The following is an 18,480-nucleotide window of genomic DNA, read 5'->3' on the forward strand; positions in this document are numbered from 1 at the left end:
ACGATTTTACGTCTCTACTCCCTCTCCTTTGGAGGGGGTTGCGGGGAGGATTATAATAGAAGAATTCATATGGAAGTTTTAAAAATAGCAACAGCAGGAAGTGTAGATGACGGAAAAAGTACATTAATTGGAAGATTATTATACGACACGCAATCTTTGACTACAGATAAGTTAGAAGCGATAGAAAAAAGTAGCAAACAAAAAGGATATGATTATTTAGATTTTTCTTTGGCTACAGATGGATTAGTTGCCGAGAGAGAGCAAGGTATCACAATTGATGTGGCACATATTTACTTTTCTACAGCTAAGAAAAGTTATATTATTGCTGATACTCCGGGTCACGTGGAATACACCCGGAACATGGTCACTGGGGCTTCGACTTCGCAAGTTTCCATCATTTTGATTGATGCTCGCAAAGGAGTAATTGAGCAAACGTACCGTCACTTTTTCATCAATAATTTATTGCGTGTAAAAGAGGTAATTGTTGCAGTAAATAAAATGGATTTAGTTGATTATTCGGAAGAAGTGTATAATAAAATCAAAGCCGACTTTGAAGCGTTGAACGCCAAAAGTACTTTCAAAGAGCAAAACGTAAGTTACATTCCGTTGAGTGCCTTAACAGGAGACAATGTGGTTGAGAAAACGGATGCTATGCCGTGGTACAAAGGACAAACTATCCTAGAACACCTTGAGGCACTTGAACCGGCAGATGTATATGAAAGAGGACAAGCTCGTTTTCCGGTGCAAACAGTGATTCGACCAAAAACGGAAGAATACCACGATTTTAGAGGATATGCTGGTAAACTTTACGGAAATAATTTAAAAGTGGGGGATGCCGTTACAGTACTGCCTTCTTTGACGGAGTCCAAAGTGAGTAAGATTCATTTTTTTGATAAACAATTTGATGAAGCTTCAGTAGGTTCGTCGATTACTATCGAATTAGAAAATGATATTAATGTGACCAGAGGGGATATGATTGTAAAATCATCTGAATTGCCTAAAGTTGAGAAAGATATCAATACAACAGTGTGTTGGATGGACAGTAAAAAACTGATTCCAGGCGCGAAATATTTTGTACAACACAATACTAATCGAGTTTTGGCTAAAATTGACAGCGTGAAAAACATAATTGCAACTGATTTTTCAGGAGCAACAGAAGCGTCCCAATTAGCAATTAACGAAATAGGAGAAGTAAATATCAAGTTAAGTAAAGCAATTTATTTTGATGCATACAACGATAACAAATCAAATGGTGCTTTTATCTTAATTGATGCAGCAACAAATACAACTGCTGGAGTAGGGTTTATTAGATAGGATCCCCATCCCAGCCATCCCTGAAGCGGAAGGGGAAATTGTAGATAAACTTTGTGGATATAAGTTTATAAGCTAGAGAATTAAAAATGCCGATGTCAAACTGGTTATAAATCAGAAAAAAATAAGAATTAAAATCTTCAATGCTTGTTCCTCTTTCTTGGGGAGGCAGGGGAGAATAAAATAAATGCATATGGAAAGTTTTAGAACCGAAATAGAAGATCCGATTGTTCAAAAAGAGATCGTTGATTTAGAAAGAAAAATTGCTTTATTCAAAGAAGGCAAGATTGATGATGAGCGTTTTCGCAGTCTTCGTTTAGCACGTGGTGTTTACGGACAGCGCCAAGAAGGCGTTCAAATGATTCGTATTAAATTACCATTTGGAAAAGTAACGAGTGAACAATTAGAACGAATCACTAAGGTCTCTGATGAATATTCTACAGGACGTTTGCATATCACTACACGCCAGGATATCCAAATCCACTATGTAAGTTTAGATAGAACTCCTGAGCTTTGGGCACAATTAGCAATCGATGATATTACACTTCGTGAGGCTTGTGGGAACACTGTAAGAAACATTACAGCAAGTGAACTTGCAGGTGTTGATGTAGACGAACCTTTTGACGTCTCACCTTATGCCCATGCGATGTTTCAGTTCTTCTTGAGAAATCCAATTTGTCAAGAAATGGGACGTAAGTTCAAAATATCATTTTCGTCTTCAGACAAAGATACCGCATTGAGTTACTTGCATGATTTAGGATTTATTCCAAAAATTGTAAATGGTGAGCGCGGATTCAAAGTAATGCTAGGAGGAGGATTAGGTTCTCAGCCTGCACATGCCGAATTACTCTCGGAATTTATTCCAGTAAACCAAATTATTCCAACTACGGAAGGGGTGTTGAGGATATTTGATCGCTACGGAGAAAGAGCGAAGCGTTTAAAAGCTCGCATGAAATTTTTAATTAAAGATATAGGGAGAGATGAATTTATGCGATTGGTTGATGAGGAAAAGGCAGCCTTGTCGTATCAAACCATAGAAATTGACACCACTGATTTTGATGTTGCTATTCCAGAGACTTTATTAGAAGTGCCAAAAGTAACTATTGAAGATAAAGCCGCTTTTGAAGCTTGGAAAAAATCAAATGTCATAGCTCAAAAACAAGCGGGGTACTACGCCATAGGAATAAAAGTTCTTTTAGGAGATTTTTATACTGATAAGGCAAGAGTATTAACTGATTTAATCAAAAATTATGGTGCTAATGAATTGCGCTTTTCGCTAAAACAAAATATTGTTGTTCGAAATATAAAAGAAGAAAACTTAGCTTTTTTCTACCAAGAACTAGCAAAATTAGACTTTGTGACTTTGGGTTACGATACGATTAACGATATCACCGCATGTCCAGGAACTGATACGTGTAATTTAGGGATTGCAAGTAGCACTGGAATTGCTGAGGAGTTAGAAAGAGTATTAAAGTTAGAGTTCCCGCAATATAAAGAGAATAGAGAAATCACTATTAAAATTAGTGGTTGCATGAATGCTTGCGGACAGCACAACATGTCAGCAATTGGTTTTCAGGGGATGTCAATCAATGCTGGAAAATTAGTAGCCCCAGCACTTCAAGTACTCTTGGGTGGTGGGAATTTAGGAAACGGCTCAGGACGTTTTTCAGATAAAGTAATCAAAATCCCAAGTAGAAGAGGTCCAGATGCTTTGCGTTATATTTTAAATGATTTTGAAGCTAATGCGAATGGGAAATCATTTTTAGACTATTATATAACACAAGGCGAAAAGTATTTCTACGAATTCTTAAAACCATTGGCAGACACAACAAATTTAGTTGATGCTGATTTTATTGATTGGGGGAATGCTGATAACTACGTAAAAGCTGTTGGAGTAGGAGAATGTGCGGGCGTTGTAATTGACCTTGTTGCTACCTTATTATTGGAAGCCAAAGATAAATTGACTTTTGCACAAGAAGCGTTTGAAGATAAAAATTGGGCTGATGCTATTTATCATGCTTATGCCGGTTTTGTAAACGGAGCTAAAGCGTTGTTGCTATCAGAAAACGAGAAGACAAATCATCAAGCGGGAATCATAAACTTATTTGACACTGTTTTTATCGAAACAAATAAAATCGAGTTGCAATCGACATTAAAGGACTTAGTATTCCAAATCAATAAGGAGGAACCATCTGAAGAATTTGCTAGAAAATACATTCAAGAAGCAATTGCTTTTTTTGATACGATTGAAGCATTCAGACTTAAAGATTTAAGCGATGAAAAATAATATAGAACCGCAGGTAACACTCGTAGGTGCTGGTCCTGGAGATCCGGATTTACTGACCATCAAAGGGGCAAAAGCATTGGCTGAAGCGAATGTTGTTTTGTATGATGCTTTGGCTAATGAAGAGTTGTTGTCTTTTGCTCCTAAAAAAGCATTAAAGATATTTGTTGGAAAAAGAAAAGGGTGTCATGCTTATTCGCAAGATGAAATTAACCAACTAATTGTAGATAACGCGCTTACTTACGGTAATGTGGTCCGATTAAAAGGGGGGGATCCATTTATCTTTGGAAGAGGAAGTGAAGAAATAGAATTCGTAGAAAGCTTTGGAATTCCTACCTTTGTAGTTCCCGGTATTTCATCGTCTATCGCAGTACCAGCCAGTCAAGGAATTTCTTTGACAAAAAGAGGAGTTTCAGAGAGTTTTTGGGTGATTACAGGAACAACTTCATCAAGAAAGTTATCGACGGATGTAGCTTTGGCAGCAAAGTCGACGGCAACAGTTGTTATTCTGATGGGGATGAGCAAGCTGGATGAGATTGTCGCTCTATTTCAAAATGAATTTAAAGGAGAAATGCCAGTAGCCATTATTCAAAATGGTACTACGCCAGAGGAAAAAGTAGGAATTGGGACTATTGACACAATTCAGGAAACTGTGGCATTGAATAAATTAAGTTCGCCGGCTATAATTGTAATTGGAGAAGTCGTAGGGGACAGTAAGAAAAGAGCAGGTTTTTACAAAGAATTAAAATCAAATCACAATACGGTACTGGTGTATGGAAAGGAATGAATTGTATCCGATATTTTTAAAAATGCATCAAGTCAATATGCTTATTGTAGGAGGGGGAAATGTAGGCTTAGAAAAACTTTCGTTTTTGCTGAAATCGAGTCCTAATGCAAATGTTGAGGTTGTTGCTCCTAGATTTTTACCGGAATTAGTTGACTTAGTTAATAAGCATGATTCGGTAAAACTGACAATGAAAAAATTTAAGAAAAAAATGCTCAAGAAAAGGCATATGGTTATTGCTTGTACGGACGATCTTGAAGTGAATAAAAGAATTTTTGAATTGTGCAGAGAACGATATCTCATCTGTAATATTGCTGATACTCCTGAATTATGCGATTACTATTTGGGTGGTATCGTGACCAAGGGAAATGTGAAAATCGCAATTTCAACAAATGGGAAATCACCCACAACGGCCAAAAGATTGCGAGAGTTTTTTGAAGAAATAATCCCGGAGGACATTAGTCAAATGGTTTTGAATCTTAATGAATATCGTAAAACCTTAAAAGGTGATTTTGAGGAAAAAGTCCAGAGAATGAATGAAGTTACCGCATCGCTAAAAAACAAACAATAAATTAAACAAAGTTATTTTACATAATTCCCTTTCTTATCCAGGTTAATGATGCCTATTAAGACTGGGAAAGGAGAAATAAATGATACTGACCACTTGATGAAGTAAGAATGAATCGTAAATTTGTAATAAATTAGTTAGCACAATATAAAGTACATGAAGAGTATAGAAATGATTAAAACAGATATCCTAATTATAGGAGCCGGTCCTACTGGTTTATTTGCCGTTTTTGAAGCAGGATTATTAAAATTAAAATGTCATATATTAGACGCGTTACCACAAGTGGGAGGTCAACTTTCAGAACTTTATCCTAAAAAACCAATCTACGACATTCCTGGGTTTCCAGAGGTTTTAGCAGGAGATTTAGTGAGTAATCTGATGGAACAAATAAAGCAATTCGAGCCAGGATTTACATTGGGAGAACGTGCTGACACCATAGATAAACAAGAAGACGGGAGTTTTATTGTTACCTCTAATAAAGGGACACAAATTCAGGCTTCGGTTGTAGCTATTGCGGGAGGCTTGGGAAGTTTTGAACCAAGAAAACCACTTATAGATGGCATCAATTTTTATGAAGACAAAGGAGTGAAGTACTTCATCAAAGATCCGGAAGAATTTAGAGACAAAAGAGTCGTTATAGCTGGCGGTGGAGACTCTGCTTTAGACTGGAGTATCTTCCTTGCAGATATTGCTTCGGAAGTTACCTTAATTCATAGAAGAAATGAATTTAGAGGTGCATTAGATTCTGTAGAAAAAGTACAGGAATTGAAAGATCTAGGAAAAATAAGACTAATCACTCCAGCTGAGGTTGTGGGCTTGAACGGTGCAGAACATATTGAATCAATCGTTCTTAATGAAAATGAGGCCGAAAGAACAATTCCTACAGACTATTTTATTCCTCTTTTTGGTCTTACGCCAAAGCTAGGACCAATTGGAAACTGGGGATTAGAAATTGAGAAAAATGCTATTAAAGTTGATAATTCGTTGGATTACCAGACTAATATTCCGGGTATTTTCGCCATCGGGGACGTGAACACGTATCCGGGAAAATTAAAATTAATCCTCTGTGGTTTTCACGAAGCAACACTAATGTGTCAGGCAGCTTATCAAATTATCAATCCAGGCAAGAAATATGTGTTAAAATACACTACAGTTGCAGGAGTTGACGGATTTGACGGGACGCGCAAAGAAGCACCAAAAGCAGTGGTTAAGGCCATTGTTTAACAATTTGAATAAAAACTAATACAAAAATATAGCGTTAATACTTGCAAGTGTTAACGCTATATCTTTACTTTGCAGTGTTCCTATATTTATTGATCGTTATCACGAAAGGCGGAGGGAAAGACCCGATGAAACCTTAGCAACCCTTTATCTTATAAAGAAGGTGCTACATTCTACTTTGTATTGATTTTTTTTCAGTAACTAAGATAGATAACACAAGAATACTTCTTTAGTATTTCTCAAACTTTTTCTTGACAACATTTTAATATATTTTTAGAGCGAATGATTGGTGCTTTTTTGCCATCATCCTTCCTGCTGTACGCTATATCTATTGCGCCGAACTTCGGTACAATAGGATACCGCTTCCATCAGGGCTAAAGAGTATATATAGTGAACATTTAAATTTTTAAAAAAAGTTAAAATGTCAACAATTCAAGAAGCTATAAAAAACAACATACTGGTACTCGATGGGGCAATGGGAACTATGTTACAACGCTATAATTTTTCGGAAGAAGATTTCCGAGGCGAACGTTTCAAAGACTTTCCACATTCTCTAAAAGGAAACAACGATTTGTTGTCCATAACCCAACCACATGCCATCCGTGATGTTCACGCTAAATATTTTGAAGCGGGAGCAGATATTGTGGAAACGAACACCTTTTCAAGTACGACAATCGGTATGGCTGATTACCATTTAGAAGACATTGTTTACGAATTAAACTATGAATCGGCAAGAATCGCCCGTGAAGTAGCAGATGTATTTACAGCCAAAAACCCAGATAAGCCTAGATTTGTCGCGGGTTCCATAGGACCAACAAATAGAACGGCGAGCATGTCGCCAGACGTAAATGATCCCGGGTACAGAGCGGTAAGTTTTGATGATTTACGCATCGCGTACAAACAGCAAGTAGAGGCCTTAATTGATGGCGGTAGCGATTTGTTATTGGTGGAAACTATTTTCGACACGTTGAATGCTAAAGCAGCGCTTTTCGCTATAGAAGAAGTAAAAGATGAGCGCAGTATTGATATTCCAATCATGGTGTCAGGGACGATTACGGATGCTTCAGGAAGAACACTTTCAGGTCAAACCGTAGAGGCTTTTCTAATCTCGGTTTCACATATTTCCTTGTTAAGTGTTGGTTTCAACTGTGCCTTAGGTGCGGATCAATTAAAGCCCTATCTCAAAGAATTAGCACACAATACTTCATTTAATATTTCGGCACATCCTAATGCAGGCTTACCTAATGCCTTTGGAGAGTACGACGAAACACCGGAGCAAATGCAGGTGTTTATTAAAGAGTATTTAGAGGATAATTTAATTAATATAATTGGCGGATGCTGTGGGACGACACCAGAGCATATTAAGTTGATTGCGGATATTGCAAAGGATTACAAACCGAGAGGCGCTATCGTGGTGTTATAGAATACTACTATGATCCTATGTCAAAGTTTTAAACTTTGACATAGGTGAGGAAATCAAAACACTGATGATGTGAGATTTCTCATAAGTTTTTGAATCCTGTATGTGTGTTTTGAATATATGTACGAGCGTGATGCTAGCACCGCGTGAGGGATAGCAGTGGAGTTCCTTTTTTTTAAAGCGGTTTAGCCAAAGAAAAAGAGCGTGAACGAATAGCCTGACCCTTGGGTCACGCCCAAAAGATTCATCTTATGTTGGAATGACAATTAAGGGGGTAAAGAATAAAAATAGTAAACCTACGCCGTTTCGAAAATGGGGAAGGATTAAAAACAAATAAAATGGCAGAAAAAGCAGCAGAAACGAAGTATTTAAAATTATCAGGTTTAGAACCCTTAATCATTACTCCAGAAAGTAATTTTGTAAATGTTGGGGAGCGAACTAATGTTACTGGGTCTAGAAAATTTTTGCGCCTTATTAAAGAAGAAAAATATGCTGAAGCCCTAGCTGTAGCGAGAGATCAGGTAGAAGGTGGCGCCCAAATCATCGATATTAATATGGATGAAGGGCTGCTGGATGGTGTTTATGCCATGACTACTTTTTTAAATTTAATTGCTTCTGAACCAGATATTTCTCGAGTGCCTTTGATGATTGATAGTTCTAAATGGGAAATTATCGAAGCGGGATTGAAAGTAGCTCAAGGTAAAAGTATCGTAAACTCTATTTCCTTGAAAGAAGGTGAAGAGAACTTTATTCGTCAAGCTAAATTAGTAAAACGGTACGGTGCCGCAGTGATTATAATGGCATTTGACGAAACAGGTCAAGCGGATAATTACGAAAGACGTATCGAAATTTGTAAGCGTTCCTATGATATATTAGTGGATGTAGTGGGCTTCTCTGCCGAAGATATTATTTTTGATCCCAATATTTTTCCAGTTGCAACTGGGATGGACGAACATAAATTAAATGCGCTGGATTTTTTCAGAGCGACTAAATGGATCAGAGAGAACCTGCCGCATGCAAATGTAAGTGGAGGGGTTAGTAATGTGTCTTTTTCATTTAGGGGAAATGACACGGTGCGGGAAGCGATGCATTCTGTTTTCTTGTATCATGCGATTCAAAACGGAATGACGATGGGGATCGTAAATCCAGAAATGCTGTCGATTTATGATGAGATTCCAAAAGATCTTTTAGAGCATGTGGAAGATGTGATTCTCAATCGACGCGATGATGCTACAGAACGGTTATTAGACTTTGCTGAAAATGTAAAAGGGGATGTGAGAACTACTGAAAAAGCGATTCAAGAATGGCGTTCAGGAACAATTCAGGAAAGACTGACTCATTCTTTGGTAAGAGGAGTGGATGAATTTATACTTTTAGATATTGAAGAAGCGAGGTTAGCAGCTTCAAAACCGATTGAGGTAATCGAGATTAATTTGATGACTGGTATGAATGTCGTAGGAGACCTGTTTGGAAGCGGAAAAATGTTTTTGCCTCAGGTAGTGAAATCAGCAAGGGTAATGAAAAAAGCAGTAGCTTATTTATTGCCATTTATTGAAGCTTCCAAGGAAGCCGGCGACAAAAGAGGGAATGGAAAAATTCTTATGGCGACAGTGAAGGGGGATGTCCATGATATTGGAAAAAATATTGTAGCTGTCGTTTTAGCTTGTAATAATTATGAGATTGTCGATTTGGGAGTGATGGTAACTCCAGAGCGAATTATAGCAGCTGCAATAGAGCACAATGTAGATATCATTGGTTTAAGTGGGTTGATTACGCCTTCATTAGATGAAATGGTTTATTTGGCCAAAGAATTAGACAAACAAAATATAAAAATTCCAATCATGATTGGTGGTGCAACAACATCACGCGCACACACCGCTGTTAAAATTGCTCCGCAATACAGACAAACAGTAATTCACGTAAATGATGCTTCTAGAGCGGTAACGGTTGCCGGTAGCTTATTAAACAGTGATAAAAAAATATATGCAGCCTCAATCAGGGAAGAATATGACGCTTTTAGAGAGACTTTTTTAAACCGTTCCAGAGATAAAAATTTCTTGTCAATTGAGCAAGCGCGTAAAAATAAATTACAATTGGATTGGGATAAATATACTCCTATGATACCTAATTTTATTGGGCAAAAAACAATAGAAGTAGACTTAGAGGGGCTAGTTCCTTATATCGATTGGACCCCATTTTTTAGAACATGGCAATTGTTTGGTAAATATCCTGCTATTCTTAGTGATGATGTTGTGGGCGAAGAAGCGACTTCCGTTTTTGCAGATGCGAAGGAAATGTTAAAAGTTATTTTGAAAGAAAAGAAACTGACAGCTAAAGGAATTTATGGTATTTTTCCAGCGAATCAAGTTAACGATGATGATATTGAGTTGAGAAATGAGAACGGGAAAGTGTTGGAGAAGTTCTTGACTTTGCGCCAGCAATCCCATAAAACAAAAGGAGCGCCAAACATCGCTTTGTCTGACTTTATAGCGCCTAAAGACAGCGGGAAAACGGACTATATGGGAGCATTTTGTGTAACTACCGGTTTTGGGGTTGATGAATGGGCAGCAGAATTTGAAAAGGATTTAGACGATTATAATTCGATAATGGTAAAAGCATTGGCAGACCGTTTTGCGGAAGCTTTTGCTGAATACCTACACGAAAAAGTAAGAAAAGAAATCTGGGGTTATGCAGCTGATGAGGTTTTAAGTACCGACGATATGATTGCAGAAACTTATAAAGGTATTAGACCAGCTCCGGGTTATCCCGCTTGTCCTGATCATCTGGAAAAACCAACTATCTGGAAATTACTAAATGTTGAAGAAGAAATCGGGGTGACATTGACAGAGAGTATGGCAATGTGGCCCGCATCGTCAGTATCAGGCTATTATTTTGGGAATCCAGAAAGTAAATATTTCGGACTTGGAAAGATAAAAGAAGATCAAGTGATTGATTATGCAAAGCGTAGAAGTGTACCAACTGAAGTAGCTATGAAGTGGTTAAACCCAAACATAGCAGATTAGGGACCCTTCGGGTAACTAGAAAAGATAATGATTAATAATAATCCTGACGACCTCTTTCAGGAATTCTCTCTTCGGGGATTAAGGGGCTGAATTATGAAAGTAACAAATCACATAGAAGATGCCAAAGGAGAAACATTATTCTCATTTGAAATTATTCCGCCACAAAAAGGGAAAAGCATCCAAGACCTGTATGACAATATTGATCCGTTGATGGAGTTTAAACCACCATTTATTGATGTAACTACTTCGAGAGAAGAGTTTATTTATGTAGATAAGGGAAATGGTTTACTTGATAAAAAACTAACTAGAATGCGTCCAGGGACATTAGGGATTTGTGCGTCTATAAAACATAAATATGATGTAGATACCGTACCGCATGTACTTTGCGGTGGTTTTACAAAAGAAGAAACTGAATATTTATTGGTAGATTGTCATTATTTAGGAATCAATAATGTGATGGCTTTGCGTGGTGATGCTATGAAAGACGAACAATCTTTTGTTCCAAAAATAGGGGGGAATAACTTTGCCGTAGACTTAGTTCAACAAATAAAGCTACTAAATGAGGGGAAATATATGCATGATGTAATGCATGTTGATAATAAAGCTAATTTTTGTATTGGAGTAGCGGGTTATCCGGAGAAACATTTAGAATCACCATCGCTATTATCAGATTTAAAAAGACTAAAAGCAAAAGTTGATGCAGGCGCTGATTATGTGGTAACACAAATGTTTTTTGATAATGCAAAATACTTTGAGTTTGTTGCCAAAGCACGCGAAATGGGAATTATGGTTCCTATCATTCCCGGAATTAAGCCATTAGCAGTTCAAAGGCACCTACAAATATTACCGCAGATTTTCAGGATAGATTTGCCCGAAGATTTAATACAAGCCGTAGAGGGATGTAAAACAAATGCTGATATAAAAGAGGTAGGTATCGAATGGGCTATTCAACAATCATTAGAACTTAAAGCGGCGGGAGTTCCTGTTTTGCATTATTATTCTATGGGAAAATCAGAGAATATCAGACAAATTGCCAGTAAGATTTTTTAATTGACGACTAAAAAAGTTTGATTGTAGTGGCATTAAAGAAGTTAAGTGGATTGAGGGCAAATTTTATTTTGGAGAAAGGTTTTTAAAGACTTATATTTGATTATCACCAAAATAAATACGCTGCTATGAAATCATATTTTTACTTCCTCTTTATTTTTTTAATGACATTGACATCTTGTAAAGATGAAAGCGTAAAACAGGTTGATACTAATTCAACAAATGTGGTGCCTTTTTATCAGAATGTCACAACGCCTAATAATCCGGCAGTGGCGCCATCTGTGAATCAACAGGCAACTTCAGTAGCTCCAGTGTCGGTAGCTAAAGGAATGAATCCGCAACACGGTCAGGCTGGGCATCGTTGTGATATCGCTGTCGGCGCTCCGCTAAATTCGCCGGTTGCAGCCACGGCAAATAGTCAGCCTCAAAGTGCTCCTGCTACAACTTATACAGTAAATAATACAGCAGCCTCGGCAGAAGCAACGCCTACAGCTGAAGGAATGAATCCGCCACATGGACAACAAAATCACAGATGTGATATTGCAGTGGGGGCTCCTTTGGATAGTAAGTAGTTGTTACTTTATTATAACACAAATAAAAAAGCTCGCTTAAATCCCATTATTTGGGGATTTAAGCGAGCTTTTTCTCTGTAATTTATGTAAAATCTTTGGGTGAACACTGAAAAACGGTTCGCTGAACACTACTTCTTCGTGATTTCTCTAAAGATTGCTTCCAGATTCTTGTTTTTTTGATTCAGTTGAAGTGTTTTTAAACCATTTGCTGTAGCAAAATCAAAAACCGCAGGTCGCATATCTTTGTCGGTTTTAAAAGTCAATTCCCAAATCATGTCATGCGTGTTTTTACAGGAAGTAAGGTTTTCTATTTTAGCAATAGCCTGTTCCTCTATTTTATAATCAAATTCCACTTCGATTACTTGTTCTTTATCGGCGGAGATTAAATGATCTAATTTTTTATCGGCTACGATTTTCCCGTTATTGATGATAATGACACGGTCGCATATTGCTTCCACTTCCTGCATGATGTGCGTGGAAAGAAAAACAGTTTTGTCTTTACCTGCATTTTTGATAACGTTACGTATTTCGATTAATTGATTCGGATCTAAACCAGTTGTTGGTTCGTCTAAAATCAGAACATCGGGATTATGAAGTAAAGCATTAGCAAGCCCTACACGTTGACGGTACCCTTTAGAGAGTTGTCCTATTTTTTTGTGACTTTCTGTAGTTAAGCCAGTCATTTGTACTACTTCCTCGATACGTGATTTGGCAACTTTATAGATATCGGCATTAAAAGCTAGATATTCCCGCACATACAAATCCAAATACAACGGATTGTGTTCCGGCAAATAACCGATAGAAAGCTGTACGGCTTTTTGATCTGAGGTTACATTATGACCATTCACCAAGGCAGTTCCTTTATCGGCAGCAATATAAGTAGTCAGTATTTTCATTAAAGTAGATTTTCCGGCTCCATTCGGACCCAAGAAACCAACGATTTCTCCTTTTTTGACAGAAAACGAAATATTGTCTAATGCCTTTTGGGCACCATAACTTTTAGATATATTATTTACTTGTATTGACATGACGTAGTATTTGTTGCAAAAGTAAACAGAAAAAAGATTGATTTGTTATTTTTTGAATACATTTGAGAATGAATTTATTGTTAATTTTTATCCCGTTTGGGACTTTATATTGGTAGAATAATTATTATTTATGGCAACTTTGTCTCGTCGAGACTTAACAAATTATGGCAAATACATGTCCCCATTAATAACATATTTTATTGCTACAGATATTAGGTATTAAAGTAACAAGAGCAGTATTTTAAATAAATAAGCATTTTTGTTTTTATCGTGAATTCCATCCAAATGAATAAGATAACAAACAGTATTATTTTCCCAGTTAGATTGATATATTTATAAAAATTTTTAAAAAGTATAGGGTATGGGCAAAGCAACTAGTGAGTCAGGTAGTTTATTTAAAACTTATAGTAGTATCATATGGCTTCTTTGCGGAATTACGGCAGGGAGTATATTGGGTTTGGTTTTTGGTGAAGATGTGGAAGTTATCAAACCGTTAGGTGATATATTTTTGAATTTACTTTTTACGGCAATTATTCCTTTGATTTTCTTTACGATTGCTTCGTCTATTGCGAGTCTTGAGAAATCAGAAAAGTTAGGAAAGTTATTTGTCGTTGTCATTGGCGTTTTTTTAAGCACAGTAATTATTTCGGCAATTTTGATGATGATTGGCGTGTTACTTTTTCCTATTCATCAGGATATTATCATTTCGAAAATTCCATTAGAAAGCATGCAGAGTGCGAGCGCAGGGTCTCAAATAACAGAGTTGCTCACAGCCAATGATTTTTATAAATTACTTTCAAGAGAAAAAATGTTAGCTTTAATTATCTTTTCTTTCTTGATTGGATTTGCAAGTTTGCGTTCTGGAGAAAAAGGAACGAGCTTTAGAAGCTTCTTAAGTTCAGGGGATGAGGTGATGAAGCAATTGCTACACTTAATAATGAAAACGGCTCCAATAGGATTGGGAGCTTATTTCGCTTATCAGGTGGGTATATTTGGGCCGCAATTATTTGGCGCTTATGCTAAACCATTAGGTCTTTATTATGGAGTTTGTGCTTTCTATTTTGTTATTTTCTTTAGTTTATATGCGTTTATCGCTGGAGGGACAAATGGGTTAAAAGTATTTTGGGGAAACAATATCACCCCTTCATTGACCGCTTTAGGAACTTGCAGCAGTATTGCCACCATTCCAGCTAATCTGGAAGCAACAGAGAAAATGCACATTCCAGCTCATATTAGGAACATCGCTATTCCACTGGGTGCTCCTTTACACAAAGACGGTTCTAGTATGTCCTCAATTATAAAGATAGCCGTTATTTTTGCTATGTTCGGAAAAGATCTTAGCGATCCACATACTTTGTTGGTTGCTTTGGGTATTACAATAATAGTTTCAGTGGTCGAGGGCGGAATCCCAAACGGCGGATATATCGGGGAGATTCTCGCTATCACTATTTATGGCTTTCCAATGGAACAGGCTTTACCGGCAGCTATGATTGTGGGAACTTTAGTGGATCCTATGGCAACATTGTTAAATGCGAATGGTGATGTAGTTTCAGCGATGTTAATTACCCGCATTTCGGAAGGAAAAAAATGGCTTTCAAATGCAGTGACTGCATAATCTGTTTTTGTAAATTATTTTCAAACAAAAGCAGCTGTTTTTGTTACGGAACGTGTTTATAGGCAGTTGCTTAAATACTGTTTTAGGTCGCTTTTTTTAACTATTGTGTAATTAAAAACTAGTTTTGAAGAGAATTCCTTTTTAGTTTGGTAAAACTGGGATTTTTTTTTGGTGGACTCGAAATAATTTATAAATTAGCACAGAATTAATATACAACGCACACAATGTTAAACAATCGATTTTATTTTAGCAATACTTATTATTTCTTCTGGAAAGAGGAAAGGGATTGTGGTATGGTTATTTAATTAGAAAATTAAATTTATAATTATAGATATACAATCCCGATGCAAATCGGGATTTTTTTTTGCTTAAAAGTTTGTTATATGAATGCTAAAATTGCAATACAAGGTATAAAAGGTTCTTTTCATCATCAGGTGGCACAGGAATATTACGAGCATAGCGTAGTAGTAGACGAATGCTTGTCTTTTGAAGAATTGGTAGATAGTTTGCTTTCGGGCAGAGCAGGTCAGGCAGTTATGGCAATAGAAAATTCAATTGCGGGACCTATTATTCCTAATTATGCTTTAATAGACAAGCACAATTTACATATAATAGGGGAACATTATCTAAGAATTCATCAAAATTTGATGGCGCTTAAAGGCCAAAAAATAGAGGATATTGTAGAAGTACATTCGCATCCGATGGCGTTGTTACAATGTATGGATTTCTTTAAAAATTACCCAAACATAAAATTAGTTGAGGATAAAGATACTGCCGAAACGGCCCGTAGAATACAGGAAAATCAGTTAAAAGGGATTGCTGCAATTGCCAGTGTAACCGCCTCTGAAATGTATGATTTGGAAATTTTAGCTCCAGAGATTCAGACGATAAAAAACAACATGACCCGTTTTGTCATTATTAAAAAAGAAAATTCATTTCTGGCAGAAGAAGATATCAATAGGGCTTCTTTAAAATTTGAATTGGATCATAAGCGTGGTAGTCTGGCAGCAGTACTAAATGTGATGAGTGATTGCAAAATGAATTTAACAAAAATTCAATCCTTACCAAAAATAGAAACCCCATGGAAATATTCCTTTTTCGTAGATGTGACTTTCGAAAAGTATGCCGACTATGCAAAAACAAAATCACTATTGAAAATTATGGCAGAATACTTTAAAGTATTGGGAGAATATAAAAACACGAAACCATAATCTAGCACTCGAAGCGAACAAATAAAATATAAAGTCCCCCATTTTCCAGTAATGGCCCCCCTTCCTTCGGAGGGGGTGGGGAGTAAAAATACAAATAACAACATGATTCAAGTAGCGAAACGTTTAGACATAATTGAAGAATACTATTTCTCTTCTAAATTGAGAGAAGTGCGACAATTGGCTTTAGAAGGTAAACCAATTATAAATATGGGAATTGGAAGCCCAGATTTACGTCCGTCACAATCCGTTATTGATGCTGTGAAACTAGCGTTAGAAGATGAAAATGCACATCAGTATCAGAGTTATCAGGGATTGCCGGAATTGCGAAAAAGTATGGCTGATTTTTATTTGAATAATTATGAGGTAGCCTTGAATCCCAATACGGAAATTTTGCCTTTGATGGGTTCTAAAGAAGGTATTATGCATATTTCATTGGCTTTTTTAAATGAAGGAGATGAAGTTTTGATTCCAAATCCGGGTTATCCAACATATACTTCAGTAACAAACTTAGTGGGAGCAGTACCTGTTTACTATGATTTAAAAGAGGATACGAATTGGGAACCTGATTTTGAAGCTTTAGAAAAATTAGATTTAACTAAGGTGAAAATTATGTGGATTGGCTATCCGCATATGCCAACAGGAGCAAGGGGAAGCTTGGGCTTGTTTGAAAAGTTAGTGGCTTTCGCCAAAAAACATCAAATATTGCTGATTAATGACAATCCGTATAGTTTTGTTTTGAATGATAATCCGATGAGTTTATTGCAGGTTAACGGCGCTAAGGATGTGGCGCTAGAACTCAACTCATTGAGTAAAACCTTCAACATGGCAGGATGGAGAGTGGGAATGGTGTTAGGAAATGCGAAGGCGATTGATGCTATATTGAAAGTGAAAAGCAATATGGACAGTGGTATGTTTTTCGGAATTCAAAAAGGAGCAATTGCTGCGCTTAACAGTGACAAATCTTGGTTTGATTCGATGAATGAAATTTATAAAAAACGCCGCGTCTTGACGGAGCAGTTAGCTGAGAAATTAGGTTGTAAAGTACATAAAGAAGGAGTCGGTTTATTTGTTTGGGCTAAATTACCAGTAGGAAGTGTATCTGCAGAAAAGTTTATTGATCAGATTTTACAAGAGAAGTCTATTTTTATAGCACCGGGAACTATCTTTGGAAGTAACGGAGAGGGTTATATCCGATTTGCATTATGTGTGAAAGAAGAAAAAGTGCAGGAAGCAATTAATCGATTTTGATTCTTCCCAGTCCTGTCCGAAGGGGGAAGACGATGTGGATGTGCGTGTGAAATAGTGAGGTCTATCGTGTCTGAATTATCATGGTAAATGACAAAGGTGCGGGTAAAAACATAAATATCTAGCCCTGATAGCAGTGGAAATCCTTTTTTTAAGTAAATCCTGAAAGGTTTGCTCAAAAAAAATTGTAGCGAATAGCAGGAAATAGCTCCTGATAAAAATCAGAATAATTGTTAAAAATAAAAAATGAAAATTTATATAATAGGAATTGGATTGATTGGTGGTTCGATGGCATTAGATATTAAAGGATTATATCCTGAAGCTACTGTTTACGGCGTTGATACTGATGAAGATCATTTACAAGAAGCATTAGCTTTAGGAGTGGTAGATGCAGGGGCGCAAATAGAAAACTTGTCAGATGCAGATTTCGTGATTCTTTCGGTTCCAGTAGATGTTGCGCTGACTCTGTTGCCAAAAGTTTTAGATGTGATCGGTGAGAATAGCATTGTTTTTGAGGTAGGTTCGACGAAAGCTCCTATTTGTGAAGCGGTAACAAATCATCCGAAAAGGAGAAATTTCATTGCAACGCATCCCATTGCAGGTACGGAGTTTTCCGGACCATCGGCAGCAATAAAAGGCCTCTATGAAGGTAAAACCAATATTATCTGCGAAGTGGAGCGCACCGCTTTTAAATTGCAGGAAAAGGCATTGGAGCTTTTTAAAGCTATGGGAATGCGTATTCGATACATGGATCCAAAAGCACATGACAAACATATTGCATATGTCTCTCACTTATCTCACATTAGTGCTTTTATGCTGGGTAAAACAGTAATAAATAAAGAAAAACACGAGCAGGATATATTTGATATGGCAGGTTCAGGATTTGAAAGTACCGTTCGTCTTGCCAAAAGTTCACCAGCGATGTGGACGCCGATTTTTAAACAGAATAAAGTACAGGTAATAGAGACGTTAGAAGAGTTTATTTCAAATCTTACCCAGTTTAAAGATTTGCTGATCAAGGAAGACTATAATGCCATTTTTGAAGAAATGGAAAGCGTGAATAGAATAAAAGAAATTTTGAATGGTATGAATATAAAAAAGGAGTGAATATTCAAGCGAAGTTTAAAGTTAATAAAAGAAGAACAACACAA

Annotated in this window: 14 protein-coding genes and 1 riboswitch; of the genes, 13 read left to right on the forward strand and 1 reads right to left on the reverse strand. The window is 36.8% G+C overall.

The genetic code is table 11. The features are described from left to right. The first annotated feature begins 69 nt into the window (after positions 1-69). The 9 genes from CXF59_RS14600 (at position 70) to CXF59_RS14645 (ending at position 12,230) form a co-directional block, all read left to right on the forward strand. Positions 70-1,314, forward strand: a complete 1,245-nt coding sequence (locus CXF59_RS14600) for a sulfate adenylyltransferase subunit 1 (protein WP_101138459.1) — start codon at positions 70-72, stop codon at positions 1,312-1,314. Positions 1,315-1,504: 190 nt separating this feature from the next. Next, entirely contained in the window at positions 1,505-3,598 is a 2,094-nt protein-coding gene (locus CXF59_RS14610) for a HEPN domain-containing protein (protein WP_101138461.1), read from the forward strand. Continuing rightward, a complete protein-coding gene (gene cobA, locus CXF59_RS14615) occupies positions 3,588-4,382 on the forward strand; it encodes a uroporphyrinogen-III C-methyltransferase (protein ID WP_101138462.1) in 795 nt (264 codons plus the stop codon). The genes CXF59_RS14610 and cobA overlap by 11 nt, the downstream gene beginning before the upstream one ends. Continuing rightward, positions 4,369-4,950, forward strand: a complete 582-nt coding sequence (locus CXF59_RS14620) for a bifunctional precorrin-2 dehydrogenase/sirohydrochlorin ferrochelatase (RefSeq protein ID WP_101138463.1) — start codon at positions 4,369-4,371, stop codon at positions 4,948-4,950. The genes cobA and CXF59_RS14620 overlap by 14 nt, the downstream gene beginning before the upstream one ends. A gap of 168 nt (positions 4,951-5,118) precedes the next feature. Further along, positions 5,119-6,171 (forward strand): NAD(P)/FAD-dependent oxidoreductase, encoded by a 1,053-nt coding sequence (locus tag CXF59_RS14625; protein WP_101138567.1) that lies wholly within the window; start codon positions 5,119-5,121, stop codon positions 6,169-6,171. Positions 6,172-6,264: 93 nt separating this feature from the next. Next, a riboswitch (SAM riboswitch) is annotated at positions 6,265-6,385 on the forward strand. 204 nt (positions 6,386-6,589) lie between these two features. Next, positions 6,590-7,591 carry a homocysteine S-methyltransferase family protein gene (locus tag CXF59_RS14630; protein WP_101138464.1) on the forward strand — a complete coding sequence of 334 codons (1,002 nt, stop codon included), beginning with the start codon at positions 6,590-6,592 and terminating at the stop codon, positions 7,589-7,591. A 335-nt stretch (positions 7,592-7,926) separates the two neighbouring features. Beyond that, a complete protein-coding gene (gene metH, locus CXF59_RS14635; RefSeq protein WP_101138465.1) occupies positions 7,927-10,611 on the forward strand; it encodes a methionine synthase in 2,685 nt (894 codons plus the stop codon). A gap of 93 nt (positions 10,612-10,704) precedes the next feature. Further along, positions 10,705-11,661 carry a methylenetetrahydrofolate reductase [NAD(P)H] gene (metF, locus tag CXF59_RS14640; protein ID WP_101138466.1) on the forward strand — a complete coding sequence of 319 codons (957 nt, stop codon included), beginning with the start codon at positions 10,705-10,707 and terminating at the stop codon, positions 11,659-11,661. 161 nt (positions 11,662-11,822) lie between these two features. Next, positions 11,823-12,230: a hypothetical protein gene (locus CXF59_RS14645; protein WP_232758912.1), complete on the forward strand. Its 408-nt coding sequence runs from the start codon at positions 11,823-11,825 to the stop codon at positions 12,228-12,230. A 128-nt stretch (positions 12,231-12,358) separates the two neighbouring features. Here the strand turns inward: CXF59_RS14645 and gldA are convergent, their stop codons facing one another. Beyond that, positions 12,359-13,258, reverse strand: a complete 900-nt coding sequence (gldA, locus tag CXF59_RS14650; protein ID WP_101138468.1) for a gliding motility-associated ABC transporter ATP-binding subunit GldA — start codon at positions 13,256-13,258, stop codon at positions 12,359-12,361. Between the two features lie 361 nt (positions 13,259-13,619). On the opposite strand from gldA, the gene CXF59_RS14655 reads away from it, so the two are divergent. The 4 genes from CXF59_RS14655 to CXF59_RS14670 all read left to right on the forward strand — a co-directional run bounded on the left by CXF59_RS14655 (position 13,620) and on the right by CXF59_RS14670 (position 18,436). After that, the gene (locus tag CXF59_RS14655) at positions 13,620-14,873 is read left to right on the forward strand and encodes a dicarboxylate/amino acid:cation symporter (RefSeq protein WP_101138469.1); all 1,254 of its coding nucleotides are present in this window, start codon (positions 13,620-13,622) and stop codon (positions 14,871-14,873) included. Positions 14,874-15,256: 383 nt separating this feature from the next. Further along, entirely contained in the window at positions 15,257-16,084 is an 828-nt protein-coding gene (locus tag CXF59_RS14660; RefSeq protein WP_101138470.1) for a prephenate dehydratase, read from the forward strand. Between the two features lie 102 nt (positions 16,085-16,186). Beyond that, on the forward strand, positions 16,187-17,332 hold the full coding sequence (locus CXF59_RS14665; protein WP_101138568.1) for a pyridoxal phosphate-dependent aminotransferase: 1,146 nt from the start codon (positions 16,187-16,189) through the stop codon (positions 17,330-17,332). A gap of 243 nt (positions 17,333-17,575) precedes the next feature. Beyond that, positions 17,576-18,436 (forward strand): prephenate dehydrogenase, encoded by an 861-nt coding sequence (locus CXF59_RS14670; RefSeq protein WP_101138471.1) that lies wholly within the window; start codon positions 17,576-17,578, stop codon positions 18,434-18,436. Positions 18,437-18,480: the final 44 nt, after the last annotated feature.

This window comes from Flavobacterium sp. ALD4 (assembly GCF_002836475.1).
GTDB lineage: Bacteria > Bacteroidota > Bacteroidia > Flavobacteriales > Flavobacteriaceae > Flavobacterium.

Excerpts from the sequence above, each read along its gene's own strand:
- gldA (WP_101138468.1), bottom strand. The coding sequence starts at position 13,258 with ATGTCAATACAAGTAAATAATATATCTAAAAGTTATGGTGCCCAAAAG.
- cobA (WP_101138462.1), top strand. The coding sequence starts at position 3,588 with ATGAAAAATAATATAGAACCGCAGGTAACACTCGTAGGTGCTGGTCCT.
- CXF59_RS14645 (WP_232758912.1), top strand. The coding sequence starts at position 11,823 with ATGACATTGACATCTTGTAAAGATGAAAGCGTAAAACAGGTTGATACT.
- CXF59_RS14665 (WP_101138568.1), top strand. The coding sequence starts at position 16,187 with ATGATTCAAGTAGCGAAACGTTTAGACATAATTGAAGAATACTATTTC.
- CXF59_RS14600 (WP_101138459.1), top strand. The coding sequence starts at position 70 with ATGGAAGTTTTAAAAATAGCAACAGCAGGAAGTGTAGATGACGGAAAA.
- CXF59_RS14660 (WP_101138470.1), top strand. The coding sequence starts at position 15,257 with ATGAATGCTAAAATTGCAATACAAGGTATAAAAGGTTCTTTTCATCAT.
- metH (WP_101138465.1), top strand. The coding sequence starts at position 7,927 with ATGGCAGAAAAAGCAGCAGAAACGAAGTATTTAAAATTATCAGGTTTA.
- CXF59_RS14655 (WP_101138469.1), top strand. The coding sequence starts at position 13,620 with ATGGGCAAAGCAACTAGTGAGTCAGGTAGTTTATTTAAAACTTATAGT.
- CXF59_RS14620 (WP_101138463.1), top strand. The coding sequence starts at position 4,369 with ATGGAAAGGAATGAATTGTATCCGATATTTTTAAAAATGCATCAAGTC.
- CXF59_RS14625 (WP_101138567.1), top strand. The coding sequence starts at position 5,119 with ATGATTAAAACAGATATCCTAATTATAGGAGCCGGTCCTACTGGTTTA.
- CXF59_RS14670 (WP_101138471.1), top strand. The coding sequence starts at position 17,576 with ATGAAAATTTATATAATAGGAATTGGATTGATTGGTGGTTCGATGGCA.
- CXF59_RS14630 (WP_101138464.1), top strand. The coding sequence starts at position 6,590 with ATGTCAACAATTCAAGAAGCTATAAAAAACAACATACTGGTACTCGAT.
- CXF59_RS14610 (WP_101138461.1), top strand. The coding sequence starts at position 1,505 with ATGGAAAGTTTTAGAACCGAAATAGAAGATCCGATTGTTCAAAAAGAG.
- metF (WP_101138466.1), top strand. The coding sequence starts at position 10,705 with ATGAAAGTAACAAATCACATAGAAGATGCCAAAGGAGAAACATTATTC.